17 protein-coding genes are annotated in these 20,404 nt (G+C 61.1%); 11 read left to right on the forward strand and 6 right to left on the reverse strand.

What is annotated here, in order from left to right; translation table 11 throughout:
- Nucleotides 1-229: 229 nt before the first annotated feature.
- The 6 genes from lexA to HMPREF1219_RS03705 all read left to right on the forward strand — a co-directional run bounded on the left by lexA (nt 230) and on the right by HMPREF1219_RS03705 (nt 7,115).
- The gene (gene lexA, locus HMPREF1219_RS03680; protein WP_016457674.1) at nt 230-940 is read left to right on the forward strand and encodes a transcriptional repressor LexA; all 711 of its coding nucleotides are present in this window, start codon (nt 230-232) and stop codon (nt 938-940) included.
- A gap of 479 nt (nt 941-1,419) precedes the next feature.
- Nucleotides 1,420-2,202 carry a DeoR/GlpR family DNA-binding transcription regulator gene (locus tag HMPREF1219_RS03685; protein ID WP_016457675.1) on the forward strand — a complete coding sequence of 261 codons (783 nt, stop codon included), beginning with the start codon at nt 1,420-1,422 and terminating at the stop codon, nt 2,200-2,202.
- A gap of 392 nt (nt 2,203-2,594) precedes the next feature.
- Nucleotides 2,595-3,425, forward strand: coding sequence for a DeoR/GlpR family DNA-binding transcription regulator (locus HMPREF1219_RS03690; RefSeq protein WP_016457676.1), 831 nt, complete (start codon nt 2,595-2,597; stop codon nt 3,423-3,425).
- Entirely contained in the window at nt 3,422-4,384 is a 963-nt protein-coding gene (locus HMPREF1219_RS03695) for a 1-phosphofructokinase family hexose kinase (RefSeq protein ID WP_016457677.1), read from the forward strand. The genes HMPREF1219_RS03690 and HMPREF1219_RS03695 overlap by 4 nt, the downstream gene beginning before the upstream one ends.
- A 53-nt stretch (nt 4,385-4,437) precedes the next feature.
- Nucleotides 4,438-6,564, forward strand: coding sequence for a PTS fructose transporter subunit IIABC (locus HMPREF1219_RS03700; RefSeq protein WP_016457678.1), 2,127 nt, complete (start codon nt 4,438-4,440; stop codon nt 6,562-6,564).
- Nucleotides 6,565-6,845: 281 nt separating this feature from the next.
- Nucleotides 6,846-7,115 carry an HPr family phosphocarrier protein gene (locus HMPREF1219_RS03705; RefSeq protein ID WP_016457679.1) on the forward strand — a complete coding sequence of 90 codons (270 nt, stop codon included), beginning with the start codon at nt 6,846-6,848 and terminating at the stop codon, nt 7,113-7,115.
- Nucleotides 7,116-7,183: 68 nt separating this feature from the next.
- Here the strand turns inward: HMPREF1219_RS03705 and HMPREF1219_RS03710 are convergent, their stop codons facing one another.
- Together HMPREF1219_RS03710 and hflX are read right to left on the reverse strand one after the other, a co-directional pair.
- Nucleotides 7,184-8,476, reverse strand: a complete 1,293-nt coding sequence (locus HMPREF1219_RS03710) for a uracil-xanthine permease family protein (RefSeq protein ID WP_040426848.1) — start codon at nt 8,474-8,476, stop codon at nt 7,184-7,186.
- Between the two features lie 74 nt (nt 8,477-8,550).
- Nucleotides 8,551-10,092: a GTPase HflX gene (gene hflX, locus HMPREF1219_RS03715; protein ID WP_016457681.1), complete on the reverse strand. Its 1,542-nt coding sequence runs from the start codon at nt 10,090-10,092 to the stop codon at nt 8,551-8,553.
- A gap of 271 nt (nt 10,093-10,363) precedes the next feature.
- Between hflX and HMPREF1219_RS03720 the strand changes: the two genes are divergently transcribed.
- Nucleotides 10,364-11,101: a hypothetical protein gene (locus HMPREF1219_RS03720; RefSeq protein WP_016457682.1), complete on the forward strand. Its 738-nt coding sequence runs from the start codon at nt 10,364-10,366 to the stop codon at nt 11,099-11,101.
- 689 nt (nt 11,102-11,790) lie between these two features.
- The gene (locus HMPREF1219_RS03725) at nt 11,791-12,348 is read left to right on the forward strand and encodes a hypothetical protein (protein ID WP_245554389.1); all 558 of its coding nucleotides are present in this window, start codon (nt 11,791-11,793) and stop codon (nt 12,346-12,348) included.
- An 88-nt stretch (nt 12,349-12,436) separates the two neighbouring features.
- Here HMPREF1219_RS03725 and dapF read toward each other — a convergent pair whose 3' ends face one another.
- Nucleotides 12,437-13,264: a diaminopimelate epimerase gene (gene dapF, locus HMPREF1219_RS03730; RefSeq protein WP_016457684.1), complete on the reverse strand. Its 828-nt coding sequence runs from the start codon at nt 13,262-13,264 to the stop codon at nt 12,437-12,439.
- A 23-nt stretch (nt 13,265-13,287) separates the two neighbouring features.
- A complete protein-coding gene (gene miaA / locus HMPREF1219_RS03735) occupies nt 13,288-14,241 on the reverse strand; it encodes a tRNA (adenosine(37)-N6)-dimethylallyltransferase MiaA (RefSeq protein WP_016457685.1) in 954 nt (317 codons plus the stop codon).
- A 598-nt stretch (nt 14,242-14,839) separates the two neighbouring features.
- Here miaA and HMPREF1219_RS03740 point away from each other — a divergent pair.
- Nucleotides 14,840-16,222 (forward strand): DUF349 domain-containing protein, encoded by a 1,383-nt coding sequence (locus tag HMPREF1219_RS03740; RefSeq protein ID WP_040427207.1) that lies wholly within the window; start codon nt 14,840-14,842, stop codon nt 16,220-16,222.
- Nucleotides 16,223-16,348: 126 nt separating this feature from the next.
- Here the strand turns inward: HMPREF1219_RS03740 and HMPREF1219_RS03745 are convergent, their stop codons facing one another.
- Entirely contained in the window at nt 16,349-17,101 is a 753-nt protein-coding gene (locus tag HMPREF1219_RS03745; protein ID WP_016457687.1) for an Rv2732c family membrane protein, read from the reverse strand.
- A 112-nt stretch (nt 17,102-17,213) separates the two neighbouring features.
- A complete protein-coding gene (miaB, locus tag HMPREF1219_RS03750; RefSeq protein WP_016457688.1) occupies nt 17,214-18,797 on the reverse strand; it encodes a tRNA (N6-isopentenyl adenosine(37)-C2)-methylthiotransferase MiaB in 1,584 nt (527 codons plus the stop codon).
- Nucleotides 18,798-19,518: 721 nt separating this feature from the next.
- Here miaB and HMPREF1219_RS03755 point away from each other — a divergent pair.
- Together HMPREF1219_RS03755 and ndhC are read left to right on the forward strand one after the other, a co-directional pair.
- Nucleotides 19,519-19,989, forward strand: coding sequence for a response regulator transcription factor (locus HMPREF1219_RS03755; RefSeq protein WP_016457689.1), 471 nt, complete (start codon nt 19,519-19,521; stop codon nt 19,987-19,989).
- A gap of 18 nt (nt 19,990-20,007) precedes the next feature.
- Entirely contained in the window at nt 20,008-20,367 is a 360-nt protein-coding gene (gene ndhC, locus HMPREF1219_RS03760; RefSeq protein ID WP_016457690.1) for an NADH-quinone oxidoreductase subunit A, read from the forward strand.
- The last annotated feature ends 37 nt before the right edge of the window (nt 20,368-20,404 follow it).

Here is a 20,404-nt window from a genome sequence, read left to right on the forward strand (position 1 = left end):
CTACAATGCACGGGGAACGCGACACGTTCCTTTTTCGAATATAAACCCCACATTAGAACATGTGGGCGATTTTGTAAAGAAGAAGGATCCGCAGCTACAGTCAACACTCATCCGCATTTTCTCGAACACTTGTTGTAGCTTTGCTAAGCTATCTTTTTAGAAGCGACAGTTACAGCGCAGGCCCTTGCCCTTGGCAAGTTTTGCCTGCTCTACAGGGTAAGGATGGACAATGCCAACGCGTAAGAAGCACTCCGAGCACAACAAGGGTAAACAACACCTGGACCAACGGCTGCTCAGTGACCGACAGAAACGAATCATGGAAGTGATCCGGGACTCAGTGGCCCTTCGTGGCTATCCGCCGAGCATCCGAGAAATCGGTGACGCGACCGGCCTTCAGTCAACATCTTCCGTCGCTTACCAGCTGAAAGAGCTGGAAAAGAAGGGATTTCTCAAACGCGATCCAAATAAGCCCCGCGCCGTCGATGTGCGCCACCTCCGTGAAACCGCACCAGAAGAGCCAAAGGTCACGGTAGACGAGGATGGCGTGCTTAAGGAAGGCTTCGTCTCCGCCACCTACATTCCCGTTGTTGGAACAATTTCCGCCGGCCTGCCCGTCCTGGCTGAGGAAACTATTGAGGAATACATGCCGCTTCCATCGGATCTCGTCGGCGATGGCGAGCTCTTCATGCTCGAGGTTAATGGCCTATCCATGAAGGATGCCGGCATTTTGGACGGCGACTGGGTTGTTTGTAAACGCCAATCCATCGCAGAGAAGGGCGATTTTGTCGCCGCGCTTATCGACGGCGAAGCTACCGTCAAGGAATTCCATAAGGATTCCACTGGCGTATGGCTTCTGCCTTACAACGAGACGTTCGATCCGATCCCGGGCAATAACGCAGAAATTCTCGGCATTGTCACTGCTGTCTTCCGCAGTTACTAACACCCGCCACGCCGCCCCGTGCCCACCCAGGTGGTGCCCAGGGGCGGGTCTCCTCGTCGCTAGCCCTTGATCCCTCCCACGCCTATCCCGGGGCCGTACTCACCGAGCACCGGCAACGAGAACATTTCTCACGCCCTCCAACCGGAATAAAAACCACACTCAACCCCACATTGGGGTACGCTTTATGCCCGTCCAGAAATTTTATTTGTCCGCTTTTCCGTTCCAGCTTCCGAACGTCACGTCGCTTCTTTACCTTTGTGACCACGCGTTATATTGAATGACAGCGCAGATTGCGGAATATTGAAGCGGTCCGACACGTCGCTCGTAAATGTCCGAACACAAGCATTCCCACAGAATCCATGTAAAAATGGTGTTGGATTACAGCCACCGCGCCCGGCCTGACAGGCCCACTGTTTGCCTGCCATTGCTTTGCGTACGAGGGCTATTGAGTTTCGCAGCGACGATTGGAGTGAACGAGAATGTATGCAGAGGAACGCAGGCGACAGATTACTTCCCTCACCGCAGTGGAAGGACGTGTCAATGTAACCGAGCTCGCTGATCGATTCAACGTTACCGCTGAAACCATCCGCCGAGACCTCGCGGTTCTCAACCAAGAGGGGGCAGTCCACCGCGTCCACGGAGGTGCAGTGGCCAGCCAGAATTACCAGACTACAGAGCGCAGCATCGATATTCGGGCTCGCAGCGCCTCGGGGGCCAAGCATGAAATCGCAAAGGCCGCTCTCCAGTTCCTCCCCGAACCGCAAGGTGGCATGTTCCTCGACGCGGGCACCACGGTCATGCAGCTTGCTCACATGATTGCGGAAGAGCCCGACGCAAAAAAGTGGTCTATCGTGACCAACTGCCTCTCCATCGCTCTTGATCTTGCATCCAGTGGTCTGGATGAGGTCCAGCTGCTGGGAGGCAGCGTCCGTGCGATTACTCAAGCCGTGGTTGGCGATTCAGCCCTCCGCGCACTGGCGCTCATGCGCGCTGATGTCGCGTTCATCGGCACCAACGCCCTCACCCTCGATCATGGGTTGTCCACCGCTGATAGCCAGGAAGCGGCTGTAAAACGAGCAATGATTACCAACGCTCGCACCGTCGTCGCGTTGTGCGATTCTACAAAGATGGGTTCGGATTACCTCGTCAGCTTCGCCTCCCTCGATGATATCGATGTTGTCATTACTGATGCCGGGGCACCCCAAAGCTTCGTCGATGCCATGCGCGAGCGTTCTATCAACGTCATCATCGCTGACCAGTAAAAGAGCATCCCTCTCCGCGCTCGCTCGCACGGCGGTAGACACCGTCACACTCAACCGGCATTCCATGCCCGGTTTCGGGCAGATTTGGGGTGGCCTATGTCTCAAACGGGATTTTCACCTATTCAATCCCCACTCTTCGCTACTAAGGTGTAGCCACAGGTTGACAGCCAATTTACCGAGGGTAAAAAACTCGATCATCCGCTAGGCGTGACCTCAGAAAGGATGTTTGTTTTCCCACCTACGGTTGGCAACACCCACTCTCAATCACGAGATTAACAGTCATACCGGTCGCAGCCGCAAAGAAGCTAACTTTAAAAGGTTGCGACGCTCGGCCCACCGAGAAGCAAAACTGTCACGGCGGTCTGAGATTGCCCAAAGGAAGGAGGAATAGCGTGAATTTCTCTGAACGTCAGACGTTCATTGAATCGTCCCTCGCTAGGGACGGTCACGTGAGTGTTCCTGCTCTTGCTAAAGCCTGCGAGGTGGCTCCGGAGACCGCCCGTCGCGATTTAGCCAAGTTAGAAAAGATGGGACTCGTCCGCCGAGTCCACGGTGGTGCAATCCCGCCGGTACACAACTCCGATGATGCCACGGGTTACACCGCCAACATCTCAGAGGTAGTCGGGCCAGCGTTTCGGCAAGAAGCAGCGTATTCCGACAAAGCGCACCTGCACGTGCACGAAAAGTCCGCTATTGCACGCGCCGCCATGGAGCTCATCCCACCGGGACCGTGCTCCATCACGATTGACTCCGGAACGACCACGGCGGCACTTGCCGCGGCGCTACGGCAGTCCTCTCCGAACAAGGGCGCAACGTACGTCACCAATTCCATGCCGGTGGCCGAGATCCTCTCCGGTGGAGGCCTCACGGGCGTGAATCTCGTTGGAGGCAACCTCCGCCCATACACGCGGGCCATCGTGGGAGAATCGGCGGCTCGCCACTTTTACTCGTTGCGGGCAGATATTGCGTTCATCGCAGCCAACGGCGTGACTCCCTCACACGGGTTTTCCACCCCGGATCCTACGGAGGCAGCGGTGAAGAGTGCGATCGCACGATCGGCAAAGAAAACGGTTGCCCTGGTCGATTCTTCCAAGATAGGCAGGGATTTCCTCGTTACTTTCGCACAACTTACCACAGTGGATGCCATCGTGACTGATGCTCACGCCCCGAGTGATTTTCTTGACAGTTGTTTCCAATACAACATAAAGGTTGTTACAGCATGATTGTTACAGTGACGGCTAATCCGTCCATCGACCAAACCCTCTACCTACCGGGTTACCTTAAACGGGACTCCGTCCACCGGCTGACCGGACATGAGTCCGTGGCTGGCGGCAAGGGGATCAACGTTTCCGTAGCCCTTCACAAGGCGGGTGTTCCCACCCGCGCGGTATTTCCAGCCCGCAGCGATGATCTGTTCGTCAGCCTCTTGTCAAAGGTCGGCGTGGATCAGCGCAGGGTAGATATCGAAGGCCAGGTGCGCACCAACGTGACGCTGTGCGAGCCAGACGGTACCACCACCAAGTTGAACGAGAGTGGTGCCCACCTGTCCGAGAGCGAGCGACAGGCCTTCGAGGATGCCATCATCGAGGAAGCCCAGCACGCCACCACGGTGGTGCTTGCCGGTTCGCTGCCCCCAGGACTCCCCTCCGATTGGTACGCGCTCATGGTTCGACGCCTTCGCGCCGAGGCACCGGACGTGTTCATCTGCGTGGACACCTCCGATAAACCGCTGCAGGATCTTGCGGCGTCGTTCCCAGAGACTGCCCCGGACCTCATCAAGCCGAACGCCTTTGAGCTTGGTCAGATCCTTGGCATCGACGGCAACGCGCTAGAGACCGCGGGCAAGAGCGGTTCGTACGAACCCGTCATTGACGCCGCCCAGGAGCTACAGGCGAAGGGCGTGAAGGCTGCGCTCATCACGCTCGGTGCTGCGGGTGCGCTCCTCGTTTCCCCGGAGGGCTCGTTCATCGCCACGCCACCACCCACAGACCCGGTGTCCACGGTGGGGGCCGGAGATAGCTCGCTGGCTGGTTTCCTCCGCGGCCGTCACATGGGTTCCTCCATGCTTGACTGTGCAGCCATGGCAGTGGCCTACGGCTCCGCAGCCACGGGGCTTCCTGGCACGACCATCCCCGCGCCGGACCAGATTAATCTCGAGCAGACTGCTGTTCGCGAACTATAGACTTTTCAGACTTCATAACCATCACACGATCGAAGGAATCGACTGAAATAACAATGGAGACAAAGATTATCAATCCCTCTTTGGTGAGGCTCGATGCCGAACTCGGCTCGACCCCCGAGGAAGTGATCACGAGCCTGGCCGCAATCGTCACCGAGGCCGGTCGCTCCACAAGCGAAGCCGAGCTCGCCGCTGCGGCTCACGCACGTGAGGCGAAGTCCCACACCGGTGTCCCCGGTGGCGTGGCTATCCCCCACTGCCGCTGTGCGGCGGTGACCGAGCCCACCTTGGGATTCGCCCGCCTCAAGAACCCGGTGGACTTCGGTGCTCCGGACGGCCCCGCCGATCTCACCTTCCTTATTGCAGCTCCTGAGGGTGGCGGACGCGAACACCTCAAGATTCTGTCCACACTTGCTCGTGCGCTGGTGAACAAGGAATTCGTGCAGAGCCTGCGCTCCGCGCAGTCGGATGAAGAGGTCGTCAGCCTCATCACCGATGTGCTCAACAACCCGCCGAAGAAAAAGAAGAAGAAGTCTGCCGAGGCCGCTTCTGGCGCAGCTGCTGGTACTGCGGCTGCTACCGCCACCACCGCGGATGCACCCGCAGCTCAGCTCAAGGCGGTGTCCACGCTGGCCGGCGATGTCACCCGTATCGTGGCCATTACCGCCTGCCCCACCGGCATCGCGCACACGTACATGGCCGCCGACTCGCTGACCAACACGGCCGACGAGATGGACGGCGTAGAGCTCACCGTCGAGACGCAGGGCTCCAGCGCCGTGACCCCGATGGATCCCGCGGTCATTGAGGCAGCAGATGCCGTCATCTTCGCCACCGACGTGGGAGTGAAGGACCGCGAGCGCTTTGCTGGGAAGCCCGTCATCGAATCCGGTGTCAAGCGGGCCATTAACGAGCCACGCGTCATGATCGAAGAGGCTATCGCCGCCAGCAAGGACCCCAACGCGCACCGTGTTGCCGGCACTGCGGCCGCTGCCTCGAGCGAGTCCGCCGATTCCAGCTCCTCCCTCTCCTGGCCCAAGCGCATTCAGCAGGCCATCATGACGGGCGTGAGCTACATGGTGCCGTTCGTGGCAGCCGGTGGTTTGCTCCTCGCCCTCGGCTTCCTGTTCGGTGGCTACGATATGGCCAACGCCTGGCAGACCATTGTGACGGACTACTCCCTCACGAACCTGCCGGGCCATGACATCACCGTCGACGGCGAGGTCATGACGCTCACCAAGTCCGGGTTCATGCTCTACCTGGGTGCGGTGTTGTTCGCTACAGGCCAGATGGCCATAGGCTTCATCGTCGCCGCACTGTCCGGTTACACCGCTTTCGCCATCGCAGGCCGCCCGGGCATCGCCCCCGGCTTCGTCGGCGGTGCGATCTCTGTCCTGCTCGGCGCAGGCTTCATCGGCGGCCTCGTCACCGGTGTTCTCGCCGGCTTCATCGCCTGGTGGATCGGCTCGTGGAAGGTACACCGCATCGTGGCCTCCCTCATGCCTGTGGTCATCATCCCGCTGCTCACCTCGCTCATCGTTGGTCTGGCCATGTTCTTCCTCCTCGGCGCTCCGCTGGCCGGAATCATGACCGGGCTGACCAACTGGCTGAACTCCATGACAGGCACCTCTGCTGTGGTGCTGGGTATCATCCTCGGCCTCATGATGTGCTTCGACCTCGGTGGCCCCGTGAACAAGGCGGCCTACCTCTTCGGTACCGCCGGCCTGTCGGCTGGCGACGAGGGCTCCCTCAAGATCATGGCAGCTGTCATGGCCGCCGGTATGGTTCCGCCCATCGCGCTGTCGCTTGCCACGCTCATTCGCCCGCGCGTGTTCACCCCCGCCGAGCAGGAGAACGGGAAGTCCTCGTGGCTTTTGGGCCTCTCCTTCGTGTCCGAGGGCGCGATCCCCTTTGCCGCTGCTGACCCGCTGCGCGTCATCCCCTCGATGATGGCCGGTGGTGCCGTCACTGGCGCGCTGTCCATGCTGTTCGGCGCTGGCTCGCGCGCCCCGCACGGTGGTGTGTTCGTGCTGTTCGCTATTGAGCCGAAGATCGGCTGGCTCGTGTCCATCATCGCCGGCGTCATCGTCTCCGCAGCCGTCGTCGTTCTTCTCAAGACCGTGTGGCCTCAGAAGATCGTCGAAAAGCAGGCTGAGGCGGCCGAGAAGCAAGAAGCCAACGCGTAAACGGTAGCTAACGGTTGCGGGAACTCCCCGGAACCACCCCACGCGCCCCGCTCACCGCGGGGCGCGTTTCTATTTGTGGGATATACCTCACACTGGTGCCCGGTTTCACACATCAGGCTCCCCGCCGGCAACAAGTCGGGTACGATTGACGGTAATAATTTCACAACGAGGTTGAGCTGGAATCCACGCCGTCACAGCCACAGTGTCTGGACGATGGCGGTGGATCGAGGATTCAGGCGAGACCGCACAACAGTAAACTTTACTTCTGAAAGGATCCAGTTATGGCTTCCAAGACTGTCAAGGTCGGCTCCTCCGTGGGACTCCACGCCCGCCCCGCAACCCTCATTGCTGAGGCTGCCAGCAACTACGACGAAGACATTGAGCTTCTCGTCGTGGGCGCCGATGAGGACGACGAGGCCGATGCCGCCTCGAGCCTGTCCATCATGGCGATGGGTGCAGAGCACGGCGACGAGGTGACCGTGACCTCCGATAACGCGGAGGCCGTGGAGGCAATCGCCGCTCTCATTGAGAAGGATCTCGACGCGGAGTAACTCCCCTCAAGACGAACAAAAGCACCAGCGACAACCGCTGGTGCTTTTTTCTGCTTACACGGGGAGACCTAGTCTCCTAGGTTGTAGATGTTGGCCCCCTCGCCCACGTGGGAGTACAGCCACCGCATCACGGGGAACAAGACAATGATGCCCGCCGAGCCCCAGGCGATTCCCTGCAGCTCTATCCCGAACACGGTGAGGGTGAGGTTGCCGATGCCGGCGACGAGCGCCACCGCCGCCGCGGTGAGGTTAACGGGGTTGTTGAAGTTGACGTTGTTATCCTGCCAGATCCGGATACCCAGCATGCCGATGAGACCGTAGAGGACGAGCGTCGCGCCACCCAGCACGCCGGTGGGGATGGTGAAGATGAGCGCACCAAACTTGGGAATGAACGCGAGGGCGATGGCCGTGGCCGCGGCAACCCAGTAGGCCGCCGTGGAGTACACCTTGGTGGCGGCCATGACACCAACGTTCTCCGCGTACGTGGTGGTGCCCGAGCCACCGAAGCAGCCGGCGAAGGTGGTTGCTACGCCGTCGGCGAGCAAGGCGTCACCGGCCAGATCATCCATGTTGCGGCCCGTCATTGCTGAGACCGCCTTGACGTGCCCCACGTTTTCGGCGATGAGCACGATGATGACGGGCAGGGTGACAAAGATGACGGAGGGTTCAAACGAGGGCGTGTGGAAGGTGGGCAAGCCGATCCACGGGGCTTCCGCGATCGCCTGCTCTGCACCCTCGGAAAGGTTGCCGGTGGCAGCAGCGAAGACCCACCCGATGATTACGCCGATGAGGATGCCCAGCCTGGATACCATCCCGCGCCCCGCTACGGTGCAGATGAGGATGGAGAAGAGCGTCACTGTGGCTACAAGGGGCGAGCTGGAGAAGTTCGTCGCCGCCGTGGGCGCCAGGTTGAGCCCGATAAGGGCCACGATGGCGCCGGTGACCGTAGGAGGCATGACGGCATCGAGGACCTTCTTCCCCGCTGCCTTGACCACGAAGCCCACGACGATGAGTAGGGCACCTGTGACGACTACGCCTCCCAAACGGGCGGACATCGTCTCCCCTGCCGTCGCAGTCAGCGGCGCGATGAACGCGAAAGAGCTCCCCAGGTAGCTGGGGAGCCTGTTGCGAGTAATGAGGAGGAAGATGATTGTTCCCAGGCCAGAGAACAAGAGTGTGGTGTTAACGGGGAAACCCGTCAGAGTGGGTACTAGCAGGGTCGCGCCGAACATGGCGATGACGTGCTGCATCCCGATCCCAATTGTCCTCGGCCATGACAGCCGTTCTTCCGGCGCAACCACGCCGCCTGGCTCAATGCGTTTGCCGTCTCCGTGGACGGTCCAGCCCCAATTCCAATTCACGAGCCCTTATTATCGCAAGACACGAGCAACAAACGAAATCGGAGCGTCGTTTCGGGGGAGCCGGTCCGTGGGGCTTACTCGTCTTCCGCGTCGCCCTCGTGCACGAACTGGGTCAGCTGTGCGGCCAGTTGCTGGGGCAGGCGGGCATCGAGGACGGTGCCGGATTCCGTGTAGCTTTCAGCAAGCACGGTTCCCTCCTCATGCACCCGCGCCACCACGTCGCCTCGAGAAAAGGGCACGTGGAGTGTGACATGCGCATCGAGCGTGTTGAGGAAGAGCTCGATGGCGCTTTCCAGCTCGTGGATCCCCTCCCCTGTAAGCGCTGAAACAAAGACCACGTCGTCGAGGGTGTGGCGCAGCTCGGCGAGAACGAGCGGGTCGGCGGCATCGATCTTGTTCACCACGATAATCTCCGGCGGTGCCTCCACTTCCTCTTCGCGCACGATGTCCAGGATCACCCTCCGCACGGCCTCAATCTGTTTGAGGGGGAAGGGGTCCGATCCGTCGACCACGTGCAAAATGAGGTCCGCACCCAGAACCTCCTCGAGGGTGGAACGGAAGGCCTCCACGAGTTGGGTGGGCAGGTGTCGAACAAAACCGACGGTATCCGAGAAGATGATCGACCGGCCGTCGACAAGCTGAGCACGGCGAGTTGTGGGGTCGAGGGTGGCGAACAGCGCGTCCTCCACCAGCACACCTGCGCCGGTGAGAGCGTTGATGAGCGATGACTTGCCGGCGTTGGTGTACCCGGCGATGGCGATCTTGGGGATCGTCGAGCCACGGCGCCGCATCGCCTTCACGTCGCGGGCCTTCTTCATGGAGGCGAGTTCCCTGCGCAGCTTTGCCATCTCGCTGCGCAGCCGCCGTCTATCGGCCTCAATCTTGGTTTCACCGGGGCCACGCAGGCCCACGCCACCGTTAGACCCGGCGCGGCCACCGGCCTGACGGGACAGTGCGCCACCCCAGCCACGCACGCGGGTGATGAGGTATTCCATCTGCGCGAGTGCGACCTGTGTTTTACCTTCGCGGGATTTCGCGTGCTGGGCGAAGATGTCGAGGATGAGCATGGTGCGATCGATCACCTTGACGTCGAGCGCCTTCTCCAACGCGATCATCTGGCCGGGTGAGAGCTCGCCGTCGCAGATGACGGTGTCCGCATCGTGGGCGTTAATGGTGGCTTTCAGCTCTCCTACCTTGCCCTGGCCGATGTAGGTGCCGGGGTCGGGTTTGTCGCGCTTTTGGTACAGCGTGTCCACTACCTCGGAGCCGGCGGTTTCTGCGAGTGCGCGCAACTCGTCCAGGGCCGCTTCGATTTCGGCCACCGTCCCCTCGGTCCATACGCCGACGAGGACGACACGTTCGAGGCGCAGCTTGCGGTACTCAACGTCGTATCCATCTTCTCGCTCGGTGCGGGAGATCTCCGTTTCCTTCATCATCCCGCGGTGGCGGGAGCGGTCCTCCAGGTCGAGCTCGCCGACGGAGGGTTGCGGTGCTGCTGCGCCGGGGTGCGTGGTGTGGGCGGTGGTGTCGCGGTGATCGGCGAATACTTCAGCCAGGATCGCGTCTCGGTCTGCAGCGCCGCCACGGGGGTAGAGAGATGAATCAAACTTAGCCATTACCCATCATTGTTCCACACCGCGTCAGCCGGGGAAAATAGCATCCTGCTCGGGCCGCTTGCCTTCTCCCCGGGGCATCTATTTATGTATCTATGCGCGCGTGCTCCTACGCGCGCATACTCCTACGCGCCTCCTACGCGCGTGCACCTACGGAGGTCAGCACCGCGACCGTGTCACGAACATCACGTCTATCTACGCGCGCGTATTCCTACGCGCGCGTCCGTCCGCCCCTCCTCTCTGTGCCCTTAGGTGAGACGTTTATACTGTCCCCATGACTCAAGACCTCCGGTGTATCGGCCTCGACCTCGGTGATTGGACGCGGACCGTAGAAGCAGCGATCAACAGCAACGCCCTCGGCGTGGTGGGAGAAACAAAGGGTGGCCAGCTCGTTCAGTACAACGATCCATCAGGCGGCCGGATCTCCATCCTCACCTCCGAGCCCTACGCGGTGTTCAGCGGGTTCACCGGCTCCACCGTCGTTACCGCCCATGTGACCATGGTCAACGACGTGCTGGCGCTCCTCGACGTGGTCAACGATGACGGCTACCACGTGGCCTCCCTCACCGTCAACCTCGCGCAGGGCCCCCTGCTCGTCGATTCCGAGCCACTGCAGTTCGAGGCTGTAGAACTCACGGCGCTGGCCCTCGATGCCACCGTCGAGCCCGCCCGTGACTGCGAGCCCTCCATCGAGTCCCCCGGCGCGAAGCTTATCGACGCTGGGTCGGGGGCTGCCGTCCCCGACGCTTCCGCCAGCCTCACCGCCCCCATTGTGCTGGCGGATTACCGCACCTCGGAGCTTACAGGCCAGCGGTTCATCCACACCGTGGTCCATGAGCCGCTGCCGATGGATATCTGCCTCCCCGATGCCGAGGAGCTGCCCGCTAAGGGGGATATCCTCACCGGCACGGTCATGCTCACCGGCTCCGTCTCGGTTGCCTCCTCAAGCTGTGGTGGCAGCTGCGGTGGTGGCAGCTGTGGCGGCGGTGGCTGTGGCTGCGGCGGCCACTAGGAGCGTGCTCTCTCACCGGCGTTCCCGGCCGGTGGTCCGCACACGTTACGGGTGTCTCCCACCCGTAAGGTGTGGACAGGCAAGCTCCCCCAGCCAAGGCGCACAGGGCTCTTCCTCATCGCCGCGGTTGCTACTGCTCCAAACCCCGTGACGATGTTGTCGCCGCGGTCGCCACGGCGTGTAGTTTGATGATTCATCCAGGCGGCCTGCGGCGGGTGGGACGTCGCCGTCTTGTCTGGTTAACCAGACAAGCAAGGAGCCTTCCACGGTCCCTGGAATTACCGGTCCGGCACACCAAAATGGCCCCTAAACTGCGCTTCTCGGCAGCGATGAGGATGGCTTCTCCCCGCCGAAGTGAACCCCCACTACCTACTGTGACCGGAAAACACCGCGGGGTAGAATCACGGTAGTTTGAGATTCATCCGGTAGCGGGCACCACACCTGATACCGGACGGATAATAATGGAAGAGTCCCGTGGGGACCATGGCGTAAAAAGATGAAATCCCGCGCACGGATCTATGGGGCAACAACTCGTAGATACGTGCAGAAGCAGAAAGGATGCAGCTGTGGACGACGACGGCACCACTAACAATGGTGCGCCTTTGAATCAACGGCCCGGGGTTGTTTTCCCCGTTGCGGTGGTTGTGGTCTGCTGCATCATCCTCTCACTATGGTTGAAAATCCCGGGCTTGATTCTGTCGGTTTTCATCCTCTTGTGCACCTTCCTGTTGGTCAACCAGGATCAGAAGTCCACCGAGCGCGATGCGCTCATCATGTCCATTCGGCTGTCGAGCGAAGACATTGAATCAACCCTCGCCCAGTACGACGATTTTCTGACAGGTGCGGATACCGATAACCTCGCGGACCGCACGCTCCACCGCCCGGAGCTCGCGAACCCGGATTCCACCGATCCGGATATCGAATCGTTCCACTACGCAGCCGCCAATTGCCACCGTTTTCTCAACCGGCTGGGGGCGAAAACAGCGTCTGCGACATCCTCCGAGGAGTTGCGCCGCATTCTCCACGCGACCGATGAGAGAGCCGCTGATATCGCTGAAAAGTGGGCCGCCGCGCGTCGCTCCGCCCTCCGCATCGGAACGAAATCAGCTTTTGAATCCCGCCGCCTCACCGACGACCCGATGACGGCGTGGAATAAAGCCGGAATCGATACCTCAGTTACTCCCCAATGGCGAAAGATGTGGGGTAAGCGTAGAGCAGACGAACCCGAAGCCGACGGCAAAGAGTAACCTCCCCACCGCGTTAACCGCCACCTCGCGCACGCTACGCCGGGCGCGCCGGGCGCGCTGCCCCTCGCCGAGTTACCCCGTCGACGCGCTACTCCGTCGCAGCGACGGCGAAAACGAGCTCGGACGGGCCGCGCAGCGTCGCCTCCCCATCGGCAATCGTCACCGTCACGGCGCCTCCGGGGACATGAACGGAGACGGTGCCTGCGGAAAGCCCCGCGTCGGCAAGCGCAGCCATCGCCGTGGCAACGGTGCCCGTGCCGCACGAACGCGTCTCACCCACCCCTCGCTCGTTGACTCGCATGGAGACGGCACCGTCGCAAAGTTCCGTCGCGATTTCCACATTCACTCCCTGGGGGAAGAACTCCTCGTCGTAGCGGAACCCTTGTTCAATGGGAAGCGCCGCCAATTGTTGCGCCGTCAGCCCGGGGATAATGCAGGCCAGGTGCGGGTTGCCCACGTCCACCCCCAACCCGGCGAACGTTGTCTCCCCAAGCGAACAGGTGGAAAGGCCGGTGACCTCCACGTGCCCCATCTCCACAGACACAACGGCGTGGTGTCCATCGAAACTCTCTACGGTTGCCCGCTTATCGCCGGCACGCGTGCCGATGAGGAACGTGTCCTCTGTAACTAGACCCGAAGCGCGCAGGTAGTGCGCAAACACACGGGACCCATTGCCACACATCTCGGCTACGGATCCGTCCGCGTTGCGGTAGTCCATGAACCACGTGGCCTGCGAGGCGGAAGCGAGGTCATCGTCAACATCGCTGGCGCGAACAACGCGCAACAGGCCGTCGGCACCGATGCCCCTGCGACGCGAACAGAGCTGCGCCACCTCCTCGGGGGTGGGGGCCAGCTGACCCTCCACATCGACGAGAAGGACGAAGTCATTCTCCGTGCCGTGGCCTTTGAGGAGCATCGCGTGAGCTAACCGAGATGGAATCATGCGTTTAAGTGTAGAACGTCGAGCGCTTCCTCGGCGAGGCCGGGCGCGCCGTGACCGCCCGCCTGCGCGTCGATCCAGTGAATCCGCTTGTCCCGCTTGAACCAACTGCGCTGCCTGCGCACGTAGCGCCGCGTCCCTGTGATCGTCCGCTCTACAGCCTCATCAAAGCTCACCAGACCGGCCTCCATGTCCAACACTTGCGCGTATCCGATGGCGCGTCCTGCGGTTGATTCGCGCGTGAGGCCACGGCCGACGAGGTCCCGCGTCTCCTCCACCAGACCCAGCTCGAACATGCGACGGGCACGCAGTTCGATCCTTGGGTTGAGCCACTGAGACACTGTCGCCAATCCCACGATGGTCGCCCCCCACCGTGGCGTACCCCCGCGGGTGGGCAGGCTCGCACGGTACGGCTTACCAGTCAGCTCAATTACCTCCAGCGCGCGGACGGTGCGGCGAGAATCGTTTTCTTCGATCGTCTCCGCGGCGTCCGGGTCACGCTGCGCAAGCAACCGGTGGAGCTCACGCACCCCAACATCGGATAGGACCTGCTCCCAGTGGGCCCGTACCTCCGGGTCCGTGGATGGGAACGTCCAGGAATCAACAAGCGACTGGTAGTACATCATCGAACCACCAACGAGGACAGGGCGGATTCCCCGGTCCATGAGGCCCTCAACAGTTCGCACGGCCAGCTCTTGGTAGTTGCGCACCGACGCTTCCTCGGTCACCTCCCAAATATCAAGAAGGTGGTGAGGAATGCCACGCCGTTCCTCTGGGGACAGCTTCGCAGTTCCGATATCCATGCCCTTATACAGCTGCATGGAATCCATGTTCACAACCTCTCCCCCGACCTTCTCGCACAGGCTCAGTGCCAGATCGGACTTCCCGGAGGCCGTCGGCCCGACGATGACGATCGGGGTGAGGCTGGGCTGTACTGAGTGAGGTGAAACCATACGGTTAGTCTAGCGAGGCACCCACGAGCAGCAACGCCCGCTTCAGCTCTGGAAAGTTGCACACCGCAGTAGTTCCTGAGAGTTGCTCGCGGGAGGCGCTCGCGGCAGATGCCCGTGGAAGTTGCTCGCAGCGTCTGCCCGCGCGCTTCGAGTGCTGGCTCACGTGACGGTGAGAAAAGCGCAATAAGCGTAGGTGGCAAACCTGTGCGCAACCACCTACTACACGAAATCGCTTACCTCCCCACCATCGGGCTCTGTCTTGCCCGACGGCTGGATGAGCCCAGCGCCCGCTGCGGGCAAGGCGTATGGCATCCCCGCAGTGGTGGAATTTAGGCAGGTAAAGTACGGACTTATGCGGAGATTCGCTGTAAAATAAAGACGACTTAGGGTGTTTTCACCCGGGCGAATTATTTTGGCAGCCGTGTTGCGCGGCACAACCTAGCCGCCACACGGCGGTAGAAGGACGTGGATTAGTACCATGACGACGCAAAACCCCAACTCCGACGACCCCCGCACCCCCGCCCCAGGGGCTGTCCCACGCACCGATACTTCAGCAGCAGCACCTACCCCCAAGAAGCGCTCTGTCACCCCCGGTGCGATGCCCAAGTCGCGTCCCACACCCAAGCCCGGCCCGCGCCCGGGTGCACGCCCAGCAGCGCGAACCACGTCCGCGCCCGCGGCTGCAACGCCGGCTTCGCCCTCCGCAGGGTCCGCATCTGCGGCGTTCAGCCTCTCCGGAGCGCCCACAATTCCCACCGCAGCCGACCAACCATCCAAGTTCGGCAGGGTCGACTCCGAGGGCACGATCTACCGCACCACAGCAGTGGGCGAGGTCGCCGTTGGCTCGTGGCAGGCCGGTGACCCCCAACAGGGTCTCACCCACTTCGCCCAGCGCTTCGACGATCTGCGCACCGAGGTCCTGGTCCTGGGCTACCGACTCGAGGCCCACCCCGATGAGGCGAACACCATCGCCTCCCAGGCTAAGGCGATTGCCGAGCGGCTCCCCGGCGAGCAGGTCGTAGGCGACCTCGATGCCGTTACCGCCTACCTTGACTTCCTCATCAGCGCCACCGACGAGGCCCGCGAAGAGGCGAAGAAGGCCAAGGCGGAGAGGGCGCAGCGGGCCATCGCCCGGAAGGAAGAGCTCATTGCGGAGGCGGAGCACATCGCCGCGGAATCCACCGAGTGGAAGGCCGCCGGTGATCGCATCAAGGAGATCCTCGAGGAATGGAAGACCATTCACGGCATCGACCGCAAGACGGATGACGCGCTGTGGAAGCGCTACGCCCGCGCGCGTGACTCGTTCCGGCGCCGCCGTGGCAGCCACTTCGCCGAACTTGACCGCAACCGCGCAGCCGCCAAGAAGATCAAGGAAGAGCTGGTGGAGAAGGCCGAGGCCCTGCAGGATTCCACCGACTGGGGAGAAACCGCCGGCAAGTATCGCGAGCTTATGAAGGAGTGGAAGGTCGCCGGCAGGGCGCCCCGCGATGCCGACAACAAGCTGTGGGCACGGTTCCGTGCAGCTCAGGACGTGTTCTTTGGAAATCGTGACGCAGTCACCCGCGAACGCGACCAGGAGTTTGAGCAGAACGCCGAGGCCAAGCAGGCACTACTTGATGAGTACGAGCCGCTCATCCAGCCCGACAAGGACCTCGAGCAGGCCCGCCACAAGCTCCACGAGCTGCAGGACAAGTGGGAAGAGATCGGCTACGTTCCCCGGTCACGCATCCGCGAGTTCGAGCAGAAGATCGCAGCCGTCGAGTCTCGCGTGTCCAACGCGGCAGACGATCAGTGGCGTCGCACCGACCCTGCCGCGCAAGAGCGCGCAGCACAGTTCAGCAAGAAGGTGGAGGAGCTGACCCAGCAGGCAGAGCAAGCCGAGGCCAAGGGCAAGGCAAAGAAGGCCGCCGAGCTGCGCGAGCAGGCGGCCCAGTGGGAGGAATGGGCAAAGACCGCATCCCAGGCAGTAGAGAATCGCTAGCCTACATTCCACCCGAATGTACTAAGCTCCCGGCGGACTTCCTCGTCCGCCGGGAGCTTTCTGTATCACACCCACGCACGCGCGGTGCGCCTCTGAGGGATGTTTTGTTTGTAAAGGGTGGTCGGTTTACTTGTCTGTGTCTCGCTCTGGCTGGCTTGGTGCCTCATCGCGACGAGTCTGCCGGGCAAATGTCGATTGGGTGCGATTGTGGGCCCGGCTGCGACGATCGTCGGCAAGCAGCGGGTGATCGGCGTTACGTGTCTCGGCCAACAAAACCGACTGCTCGCTCGCGCGCTCACGGGCCGTATCGATCCTGCGCCTCTCCGCCGCCAGTTCGATCTGCTCGGGGGTCTTTGTGAACAGCGTGAGCACAAATCCCATGATCGCCAGAATATAGGCCGCCTCCTGGATAACGAACCCGAGTCCCACTCCCCACGGCAGATCACCGGGAGGGGTGAGGGACAGCCACCACACCAGAAGTGAGGTGAAGAACGCGGCAGTACTTGTTGCCCAACCGATCCAGGAAACGACCGCGGAACGCGTGATCAACGTGACGGGACCGAGGATCACTAGTGCAGTCAATCCCAGCCAGGAGGAAATGTAAATCGGCGCGCTGAGCATGTACTCCTTTGCGCCCTCGCTGACGGTAAATACGTCGATGCCCGTGAGCGACCCGAAATAGCGGAGGAACTGGGCGCCGATAAACATGGCAAGGGCGATGGGGAGCATGAAGGCTGCCCCGCCGACGTAAATCTTCCGCCCGGCTGCCTTTTCTGCTCGCGCCAATTCCGCCGAGCTCATCGTGGGCTTAGCCGGAGAGGAACCGTCTGAGGAAGCCGGACGATGCTCACTGTTGGACTGTTCATCGTGGGATGACATGTGTAACTTCCTTTACCTGTTTATCGCGAGCCTTGGCATGAGCCCGACCTTCTCATTGAATAGTAGGCCATCGTAGGCCATCGGCCGGAGCGGTGGGTCCGGCTATGCCGGTTCAGGCCCGGCCGGGCATGGCGGGCATCCCCAGGCCAACCTCGTGCGGGTTGGGGGCGGTAGTAGGGATTGTCCCGGCCTCAAAGTTATCCCCTGCCTTGGTACGTCGGTGCGTATGCACGCCCGAATCGGCGATGAGATAGTGCGGCTTCGATTCGGTGACCGTGACGGTCACAAAATCTCCGGGCCGAATGGCGGAGTTCGCTGCGGTCTGCGTTCCGCCGACGCTCGTCTCACCAGCGGCGGCATGGGGCGTGAAGTGCACCAACCGACCGTCGCGCGCACGGCCAGACAATCTGTGGTTGGCGGAGCCCTTCTTGGACACGTGGTCCTGCACGAGGAGCTCTACTTCCTCGCCGATGAATCGCTTATTCTCCTCCGCGCAGATGCGTTCCTGGAGTGCCTGCAGACGCTCGAACCGCTCCTGCACAACCTCCTTCGGAATCTGCTCCTCGTACTCGGCCGCGGGCGTGCCGGGCCGGGGGCTGTACTGGAACGTGAAAGCGCTGCTGAAGCGTGCCCGCTCCACAATATCCAGAGTCTTTTGAAAGTCCTCTTCTGTCTCCCCTGGGAAACCCACGATGATGTCTGTGGTGATCGCCGCATGCGGGATCTTCTCGCGAACCTCGTCCAAGATAGCCATGAATTTCTTCGTCCGGTAGCTGCGTCGCATCTTCTTCAGCACGGCATCCGAACCGGACTGGAGTGGCATGTGTAACTGCGGACACACGTTGGGGGTATCAACCATCGCGTCGATGACATCACTGGTGAACTCGGCCGGGTGCGGCGAGGTGAACCTCACTCGTTCCAATCCCTCGATATCGCCGCACGCGCGCAAGAGCTTGGAAAAAGCCGAACGGTCACGGTCGATCGTGGCATCGGCGAAGTTGACGCCGTAGGCGTTGACGTTTTGCCCCAGCAGTGTCACCTCTTCCACGCCCTGGTCAACCAAGGCCCGCACCTCGGCGAGGATGTCCCCCGGCCGGCGGTCGAGTTCCCGCCCGCGCAGGTGGGGAACGATGCAGAAAGTACACGTATTATTACAGCCAACGGAGATGCTCACCCACCCCGAGTAGGCGGACTCCCGTTTTGCGGGCAGGACGGAGGGGAAGTCCTCCAGGGAGTCTTTAATCTCCACCTCCGCGCGCTTGTTGTGGGAGGCCCGATCCAGCAAGGCCGGCAGGGAGCCCAGGTTGTGTGTGCCAAAGACTACGTCAACCCACGGCGCCTTCTCTACGATCTTCTTACCGTCGTTTTGCGCCTGACAGCCACCCACCGCGATCTGCATGGCCGGATGATCCTCTTTCACGCCCAGGAGCTGCCCCAGCGTGCCGTACAAACGCTGCGCGGCGTTTTCACGCACGGCGCAGGTGTTAAAGACAATGAGGTCCGGAACTTCGGTGTGGTCTCCGGCTACTAAGGGGTCTTCGCCTTGATACTCCACATACCCTGCTTCTTCGAGCATTCCGGCGAGGCGTTCAGAATCGTGAACGTTCATCTGGCAACCGAAGGTGCGCACTTGGTAGGTCTTTTGTATCGAGGCAGTCACGGCACAACATTGTATGGTATGCCGCCCCAGCTTCATAAACGCCACCTCGCCACTTTTCACGGTCCCGCGAAGATGTCAGCGACGGCACCGGCTGGGCGCTTCCCCGCCCACCCACGTATCACCTCGGCCACTACGTGGGGGCTAGGCGGCGGTGAGCCCGTCGTGAGCGTCGGTACCGACCTTGCACCGGGGTCGATCTTGCGTCGGGGCCGACCTTGCGTCGGGGCCGTCGACAAGCTAGAGCTGGAACGGTGAAAGTTACAGGCAAGTGAATAAAGCGCTCACCCCGAATGAGGGCACGGGTCCTCCGCGTTCGGGGACGCACCTCGTGGGGTGGCGGTGGCCCGTCGCCTCCCCGATCGAATAGCCAAGCGATCGTGACAGCGGTCACCACGGGGTGTTACATAGGCTTCAATCACATGAAAATTACTCATGTTTTTGTGGTGCCAGTCACTAGTTTCACGGCGCTCAGATTTGAGGGTTGCCCCGCTTACAGGATTGGTCAGATGTTTCGGGGGTACCCACATGCTATTCATGGAACTTAATATATACAGCAGACTCTCCTCCTTGACCGCAGAAATAGTGTTACTTAAGTGAACAATTTCGCGCCGTTCATCCACGCCAGGAATTAGGAACCAAATCCGTTGCGAAAATCACGGTTGTGAGTGGCGGGAAAAATCATGCGGAGCTGCGAATTTGAGGACCCGACAACATTGAAAACCCCGAAATCTGGGGTGGAATGTTTTAGTCTGATGATATGCCAGAATCCAGTGCGGTTAGCTCCACCAACGAAAGCCCGGACCCGGCAACATCACCGGTACGGATTGCTGTGTACTCCGATCGACGCACCATCAGAGATGATGTCCGCGCCGCCATCGGCGGCTCTCTCGGGCCTGATTTCCCCGCCGTGGAACTAACAGATTTTGCTACCGCGCCCATCCTTGTGCGCGCGCTTCACAACCGCGAGTTCGACCTCTGCCTCCTGGACGGCGAAACTGCGCCGCTCGGGGGCATCGGACTGGCGTACCAAATTCGTAACGAAGTGGATAATCCCCCACCACTTGTTGTCATGCTCGCCCGGCGAGACGACGCGTGGATCGCCACGTGGTCCAAGGCCGACGAGGTGGTGCCACTTCCTGTCGATCCGCTGCAGCTACCCGCTACTGTCGCCGATGTATTGCGTAAGCGTCAAGCGATGAGTCAGCCCGCGCAGCAGGCCAATAGTTAATAGAAAGAGGAGAATTTCGTGAGTTATTACGTTCCGATCCTCGCACTCGTCGCTATCGCGGCAATCTTTGTCGCTGTGATGATTGTGGTCTCCATCATTCTGGGTCCGCACCGCCACAACAACGCCAAGTACGACGTCTACGAGTGTGGCATCGAAGCCGTGGATAGGCCATCTGACGGTGGAAAGATGTCACTCAAGTACTTCACCATCGCCATGATGTTCATCATCTTCGATGTAGAAACAATTTTCTTGTTCCCCTTTGCCGTCAGCTTCGGGCTCATGGGCTGGTTCATGGTGGTGGAAATCATCTTGTTCGTCGCCACCCTCCTTACCGCCTACATCTACGTCTGGCGCCGCGGCGGACTCACCTGGGAATAGAAGGGCACGCGATGGTGCACACGGGGAACACGGGTTC

Origin of the sequence: Corynebacterium pyruviciproducens ATCC BAA-1742 (assembly GCF_000411375.1) — a bacterium.
GTDB classification, from domain to species: domain Bacteria; phylum Actinomycetota; class Actinomycetes; order Mycobacteriales; family Mycobacteriaceae; genus Corynebacterium; species Corynebacterium pyruviciproducens.